The sequence below is a fragment of the Yersinia sp. 22-579 genome, from assembly GCF_030433455.1.
GTDB lineage: Bacteria > Pseudomonadota > Gammaproteobacteria > Enterobacterales > Enterobacteriaceae > Yersinia > Yersinia enterocolitica.
Map to the genome: position 1 here is coordinate 42,952 of NZ_JAUJTZ010000024.1, position 6,506 is coordinate 49,457.

Below are 6,506 nucleotides of genomic sequence, written 5' to 3' on the forward strand. Positions count from 1 at the left end.
GAAATTATAAAAGATAAGGCTATTTGACCTTATTTTCTGCAAAGAAAGGCCCTTTACCGACTGAATCTCTGATGAACAATTCAGATTGAAATATATTTTCATTTGATAGATAGCCGCCATCTAGCATGGATATTAACCGGTTAATAACTTCATTTATCATGCCACTGACAGGATCTTTGATACTGGATAATGGCGGTAGCAGGAAAGGCGCAATAGGAATATTATCAAACCCGATGATGGAAACATCTTCTGGGACTTTTAATCCGGCTTCGTTTAATTTTTTCATCGCCCCAATGGCCATATCATCGTTACTGGCGATAATTGCGCTAAAAGGTAACTGGCTGGCTAATAAAGACTCAACTGCAGTGGCACCACTTGCAGGCGTCCATCTACCTTGCGCAATAAGTTTGTCCTGAACGGGCAGCGAAAATGCTGCTAATGCTGTCTTATAGCCAGAAAGTCGCTCAATCGCGGTGGGTGAATCAAGTGAGCCGGTAATAAAGGCAATATCGCGATGGCCCTGATCAATAAGATATTTAGTCGCATTATAGCTGGAACCTTTATGATCGCAGAAAATACAATGACTATGATTTTTACGCAGCTTTCTGTTAACCACCATAATCGGTTGCTTATATTGATCAATAATAAGATCCATGGCATCAACAGTTAAAAACCGAGGATAAATTATTATTGCATCACAGCGTAAGTCTAGCAGGAACTGAATAGCCTCTTGTTCCTCTTCAGCACTGTGTTTCCCATCAACCAGAACTAACTGACGACCATTTTTTTCTAATTTTTGCGCCGCTTGAGACAGGATTTCATTAAAGTAGCTGCCGTTATACAGGGTATTGGTGACCACCAATCCGATGCATTCAGATTTATTGGTCGCCAGATTTCTCGCCAGTAAATTTGGCCGATATCCCGTCTCTTCAATAGCTTTAAAGACACTTTCTTTAGTTGCATCACTGACATAGCCTTTGCCCGACAAAACACGCGAAACCGTGGCTTTTGAAACACCGGCTTTCTTTGCCACTTCTTGCATTGTAGACATAGGCTCTTCCTGACACGTTGAAAATTATTACTATTCTACACGTTACCGCCGCCGAGAAGCAGGTTGCCGGGCAGAATAAATTCCCTCTCGATGTCGATCATCATCACATAATGAAAATTGAATAAAGCGATCTATTGAATTCTACCTCATATTTTAAGACTCTCATGTGGAACCGGTTACCTATTTATCTGAGAATGTTCATAGATAAGATCTTTCCGGCCAGTGAATAATTTATAACTATATGAATTTGATGGCTAATTGTGAGTTCGTGGCGATGAGGGGATCCCCTCAGTGCAGAAGGGACACTTAGCTCAGTGCGCGCCATTACGGGGAGTTGTTACTCATGTCAAAAAATTATGCCGCAGTATCGCAACAGATAGTCGATGCCATTGGTGGGGCCAATAATATTGGGGCCGTGACCCACTGTATGACACGCTTACGCTTTGTACTCAATGATAAGACTGTGGTCGATTTGGCAAAATTAAAAGCCATCACTGGTGTGTTGGGCGTGGTACACAGTGAAAACCAGTGTCAGGTTATTATTGGAAATAATGTGAGTTATGCCTTTGCTGAAGTGCTCAAATTGTTGCCTGAAGGTGCATTACCGGCAAACGCATTACCCCAGAAAAACAAAATCACCTTAAAGCGGATTGGAGCAGGGATACTGGATGCATTGATTGGCACCATGTCACCGTTGATCCCCGCCATCATCGGTGGTTCGATGGTAAAACTGCTGGCGATGATACTGGATATGACCGGCATTTTTGAGAAAGGCTCATCAACTCTCATTATCCTTAATGTGATTGGCGACGGCGCTTTCTTCTTCCTGCCAGTCATGGTGGCGGCATCTGCGGCGATAAAATTTAAAACCAATATGTCGCTGGCTATCGCCATTGCCGGGGTGTTGGTTCATCCGGCGTTTATTGATTTAATGGCAAAAGCTGCACAAGGCCAACATGTTGAATTTATGGGTGTATCCGTTACGGCAGTGAAGTACACCTATACGGTGATCCCGGCACTCTGTATGACCTGGCTGCTGTCTTATATTGAGCGCTGGGTTGACCGTATTACACCGGCGGTGACGAAAAACTTCCTTAAACCGATGCTGATCGTGCTGATTTCTGCCCCTATTGCCATCATGTTTATTGGGCCACTGGGAATCTGGATTGGCAGCGGCATTTCCTCTTTGGTATATACCGTTCATGATTATCTGGGCTGGCTATCCGTGGCAATTATGGGGGCACTTTGGCCATTATTGGTTATGACGGGTATGCACCGTGTCTTTACGCCAACCATCATCCAGACCATTGCCGAAACGGGAAAAGAGGGCATGGTGATGCCATCAGAAATTGGTGCCAACCTTTCATTGGGCGGTTCATCTCTGGCGGTTGCCTGGCGCACCAAAAACCCTGAATTACGTCAAACGGCGTTGGCTGCTGCGGCTTCCGCGATTGTAGCGGGTATCTCTGAACCGGCACTTTATGGGGTGGCATTGCGACTCAAACGCCCGTTAATCGCCAGCCTTATCAGTGGGTTTATCTGTGGTGCCGTGGCGGGAATCGGTGGGTTAGCCAGTCATTCCATGGCCTCACCAGGGTTATTTACCAGTGTTCAGTTCTTCGATCCGGCCAATCCAATGAGCATTGTATGGGTGTTTGGCGTCATGATTCTGGCAATAGTCATTTCTTTCGTCACAACACTCTTACTGGGATTTGAAGATATCCCGGTCGAAGATAGTGCGGATAGCCGTGCCGATTCTCCTGCTTCAACTGTTTCACACAGTGCAGTGAAAATTAACTAAATAAAGAGGTATTGAATGTCAGTATCAACATTTCCCGACGGTTTTTTATGGGGCGGCGCATTAGCCGCAAACCAGGCCGAAGGTGCTTGTTTTGAGGGTGGAAAAGGGCTGACAACGGTGGATATGATCCCTCATGGGGAACACCGTTTGGCAGTGAAATTAGGGCAGGAAAAGCGTTTTACCTTAAGAGATGATGAGTTTTACCCCAGTCATCAGGCCATTGATTTTTATCATCATTATAAAGAGGATATCGCGTTAATGGCAGAAATGGGGTTTACCGTATTCCGTACATCAATTGCATGGAGCCGGATTTATCCTAATGGTGATGAATTGACACCTAATGCTGAGGGCATTGCATTTTATCGCGACCTCTTTAATGAATGTAAGAAGCACAATATTGAGCCGCTGGTAACACTGTGTCACTTTGATGTACCCATGCATCTGGTCACAGAATATGGCTCGTGGCGTAACCGAAAAATGGTTGAGTTTTTTACGCGTTATGCCCGAACATGTTTTGAGGCCTTCGATGGTTTGGTGAAATATTGGCTCACATTTAACGAAATTAATATCCTGCTTCATAGCCCATTTTCAGGTGCTGGTTTGGTCTTTGAGCCGAATGAAAATCAGGAACAGGTAAAATACCAAGCTGCTCATCATGAACTGCTCGCCAGCGCATTAGCGACTAAAATTGCTCATGAGGTCAACCCTGAGAATCAGGTAGGTTGTATGCTGGCGGGAGGGAATTTTTACCCGCGAACCTGTAAACCCGAAGATGTTTGGGCCGCGCTGGAAAAAGATAGGGAAAATCTATTTTTTATTGATGTGCAGGCCCGTGGGGCTTACCCCGCTTATACCAAACGCCTTTTCCGCGAGAAGGGAATTTCAATTGCCACCCAAGTGGGTGATGACGATATTCTTAAACATACGGTGGATTTCGTCTCCTTCAGTTATTACGCTTCGCGTTGTGCTTCGGCGGATATGAATGACCATAACAGCAGCGCAGCTAATATTGTGAAATCTTTGAAAAACCCACATATTCAAGCCAGTGAATGGGGTTGGGGCATTGATCCTTTAGGTTTACGCATCACCATGAATATGATGTATGACCGTTACCAGAAGCCACTATTCCTGGTTGAAAATGGATTAGGTGCTAAGGATGAAATTAATCCGCAGGGTGAAATTGAAGACGATTACCGTATTAGTTATCTACGTGAACATATTAAAGCTATGGCGGAAGCTATCGACGATGGCATTCCGGTCATTGGATATACCTCATGGGGATGTATCGATTTAGTTTCTGCCTCGACTGGAGAAATGAGCAAACGCTATGGATTTGTTTATGTTGACCGTGACGATTTGGGCAAGGGTTCTTTAGCGCGCAAGAAAAAGAAATCTTTCTATTGGTATAAAAAAGTCATTGCCAGTAATGGTGCTGATTTGAGTTAAATAACTCGCCGGGAATGGTGGCTATGGCTGATGTTCCCGGCGATGAATAGTATGTGGATACCGCGGTATTTTTATTTTAAATTTATGATGTTTCACTCGCCACGATCGCGTGTCGATCCTTTTTTCAAGTTAGTCATAAAATCCATAAATGCAGTTCGCAATGGGGCAAATATAGGATGCTTGCGATTCTCCATCATAGTTTCTGAAAACAGTTTCAGACCTAGTGCAAATGCTGCTGTTTTTTCTTTACCAAAATCCAGATCTTCACGCGTCTGTAGCCGTTCGATGATGCCGAGGATCTCATCATGATTCTCGGCTTCGAATGTCACTGGCGCTTTATCCAGAGGCTCGCCTTTGCGGTCCGTCAATGGCTCAATGGTGATTCGATAACGATATCCCGACATTAGCTTTTCTCCGGTTCATTAGTCTCTGCCGTCTTGGGTTCTAACGCTTTTTCAATGGCTTCTACTGCGGTCAGTAATGCTGTATTAATATGCTCAACCTGCTCTGGTGTGACATCCGAACGCATCATGCTGCTACGTAGAATATGGCGTAAGCGGTGCATTGCATCAGAAATACCTTCAGCCATATTGCCTTCAGGGCGGCGATTTACTTGTGCCAATCGTGCAAAAATAGCATCAACCATCTGTTGATTTTGTTGTAATTCAGCTTTACCGGCATCGGTAATTTGGTAGCTTTTACGGCCATTACCAGTGGCTACTGGAGTAACAAAATCCTGTTCTTCTAGCAATGTCAGTGTTGGATAGATAACACCTGGGCTAGGTACATATAAGCCTGAAGATGCCTCTTCGATAGCTTTAATCAGTTCATAACCATGGCTGGGCTTTTTATCAAGTAGCGCCAACAGAACAACCCGCAAATCGCCATGTTCAAACAAGCGATGCATTTTTTCACCACGCCCACGTCTGCCGCCTCTTGCAGCTTCGATTGCTTCAGCTGCCATATGATGGCGACCGCCGCGATGCATTCTGTCACCACAACGATGACCACGTTTTGAAAAACCAAACATAATAAATCTCCTTTAGATATATCGAAAACGTTTCGATATATCTAATCTAGATCGATATATCGAAATTAGCAAGAGGGGGATGAAAAAAGATATATCTAAATGAGTTTTTCGACAGAGTAGTGGATGGAAAGATAGAGGAGGAAAATCACAATGGCAGTGATTTCTGAGCGACCAGAGGGAGTGGTGGGATATTTTTATGGCTAAGGGTAGGAGAGGGGATGCAGCTATAAATAATCCCCTTGCGCCGTGGCACGCTGGTGAGCAAGGGGAACCGAGCAATCAGCTTTTCTTCACAAACTCAGATTTTAGTTTCATCGGGCCAAAGCCATCAATTTTGCAATCGATGTTGTGGTCACCTTCAACCAGGCGGATGCTTTTCACTTTAGTCCCAATTTTCAGGGTTGAAGAGCTACCTTTTACTTTCAGATCCTTAATAACGGTCACCGCGTCACCGTCGGCCAGCAAATTGCCATTGGCATCACGTACTACCAGACCTTCATCGGTAGTTGCAGAATCGCCATTTTCTGACCACTCATTACCACATTCTGGGCAATTCAGTTTTTCCCCTTCCTGCCATGTATACTCAGAATTGCATTTTGGACAGTTTGGTAAACCCATCTCGCTAACCTCTTGAAATTAAAATTAATAAATATAAAAAAGTGACAAATTACAGATTACTGTATCGATATTCATCTATTTTACACTTTTTATCACATTAAAGGATAGTCAGACTATGATTGAGGTCAGTAAAGGGGAGGGAGGGTTGCTTTGGTATTGGGTTGCTATACTTAGTTTTGTTTCTCATTTTTTTTGGTTTATCAATATATTATCAGCCCAGTTAAAGTTTTTTTCCTGGGCGATTCCTATTATTACTTATGAAGTGATTTATTTATGAAAGACAATAGGGATACGTTTCGATAAAAGAAAATAAGGTGTCCACGCCAATATACCAACAATTGCTGAGCTTATCGCACTTATATCGCTGCTTTCTAAAGATAGATTAAATAATATGGCTGGAAGAACAGTCAGAGATTCCGGCACTTACACCACCGGCCAGGCCCTGTATGGCGGCGGTTGCGGCCTGAACGCTTTGTTGTAGGACGCTGCCGGTGCCGTTTTTCTTCATTTCGTCTTTGTAGACATCCGAGTTGCGCAGTTTTTCCATATACTCGGCACGG

The 6,506-nt window shown here is 44.0% G+C and carries 7 protein-coding genes; 2 read left to right on the forward strand and 5 right to left on the reverse strand.

The features are described 5' to 3' along the window. Nucleotides 1-19 precede the first annotated feature (19 nt). On the reverse strand, nucleotides 20-1,051 hold the full coding sequence (locus QSV56_RS21040) for a LacI family DNA-binding transcriptional regulator (protein WP_019081692.1): 1,032 nt from the start codon (nucleotides 1,049-1,051) through the stop codon (nucleotides 20-22). Nucleotides 1,052-1,394: 343 nt separating this feature from the next. Between QSV56_RS21040 and ascF the strand changes: the two genes are divergently transcribed. Together ascF and QSV56_RS21050 are read left to right on the forward strand one after the other, a co-directional pair. After that, nucleotides 1,395-2,852 (forward strand): PTS cellobiose/arbutin/salicin transporter subunit IIBC, encoded by a 1,458-nt coding sequence (gene ascF / locus QSV56_RS21045; RefSeq protein ID WP_019081691.1) that lies wholly within the window; start codon nucleotides 1,395-1,397, stop codon nucleotides 2,850-2,852. Between the two features lie 15 nt (nucleotides 2,853-2,867). Next, nucleotides 2,868-4,298 (forward strand): 6-phospho-beta-glucosidase, encoded by a 1,431-nt coding sequence (locus QSV56_RS21050; protein WP_046694764.1) that lies wholly within the window; start codon nucleotides 2,868-2,870, stop codon nucleotides 4,296-4,298. 92 nt (nucleotides 4,299-4,390) lie between these two features. Here the strand turns inward: QSV56_RS21050 and QSV56_RS21055 are convergent, their stop codons facing one another. The 4 genes from QSV56_RS21055 to QSV56_RS22005 all read right to left on the reverse strand — a co-directional run bounded on the left by QSV56_RS21055 (nucleotide 4,391) and on the right by QSV56_RS22005 (nucleotide 6,369). Beyond that, nucleotides 4,391-4,702, reverse strand: a complete 312-nt coding sequence (locus QSV56_RS21055; RefSeq protein ID WP_046694765.1) for a DUF3861 domain-containing protein — start codon at nucleotides 4,700-4,702, stop codon at nucleotides 4,391-4,393. Next, nucleotides 4,702-5,328 carry a PadR family transcriptional regulator gene (locus tag QSV56_RS21060; RefSeq protein WP_050123196.1) on the reverse strand — a complete coding sequence of 209 codons (627 nt, stop codon included), beginning with the start codon at nucleotides 5,326-5,328 and terminating at the stop codon, nucleotides 4,702-4,704. The genes QSV56_RS21055 and QSV56_RS21060 overlap by 1 nt, the downstream gene beginning before the upstream one ends. A 279-nt stretch (nucleotides 5,329-5,607) precedes the next feature. Next, the gene (locus QSV56_RS21065; RefSeq protein ID WP_046050530.1) at nucleotides 5,608-5,946 is read right to left on the reverse strand and encodes a zinc ribbon domain-containing protein YjdM; all 339 of its coding nucleotides are present in this window, start codon (nucleotides 5,944-5,946) and stop codon (nucleotides 5,608-5,610) included. Nucleotides 5,947-6,213: 267 nt separating this feature from the next. Further along, entirely contained in the window at nucleotides 6,214-6,369 is a 156-nt protein-coding gene (locus QSV56_RS22005) for a DUF2569 family protein (protein WP_113773035.1), read from the reverse strand. Between the last annotated feature and the right edge of the window lie 137 nt (nucleotides 6,370-6,506).

Bases quoted from the DNA above. Each gene is read 5' to 3' on its own strand.
- QSV56_RS21055 (WP_046694765.1), bottom strand. From the start codon at position 4,702: ATGTCGGGATATCGTTATCGAATCACCATTGAGCCATTGACGGACCGC.
- ascF (WP_019081691.1), top strand. From the start codon at position 1,395: ATGTCAAAAAATTATGCCGCAGTATCGCAACAGATAGTCGATGCCATT.
- QSV56_RS21060 (WP_050123196.1), bottom strand. From the start codon at position 5,328: ATGTTTGGTTTTTCAAAACGTGGTCATCGTTGTGGTGACAGAATGCAT.
- QSV56_RS21050 (WP_046694764.1), top strand. From the start codon at position 2,868: ATGTCAGTATCAACATTTCCCGACGGTTTTTTATGGGGCGGCGCATTA.
- QSV56_RS21040 (WP_019081692.1), bottom strand. From the start codon at position 1,051: ATGTCTACAATGCAAGAAGTGGCAAAGAAAGCCGGTGTTTCAAAAGCC.
- QSV56_RS21065 (WP_046050530.1), bottom strand. From the start codon at position 5,946: ATGGGTTTACCAAACTGTCCAAAATGCAATTCTGAGTATACATGGCAG.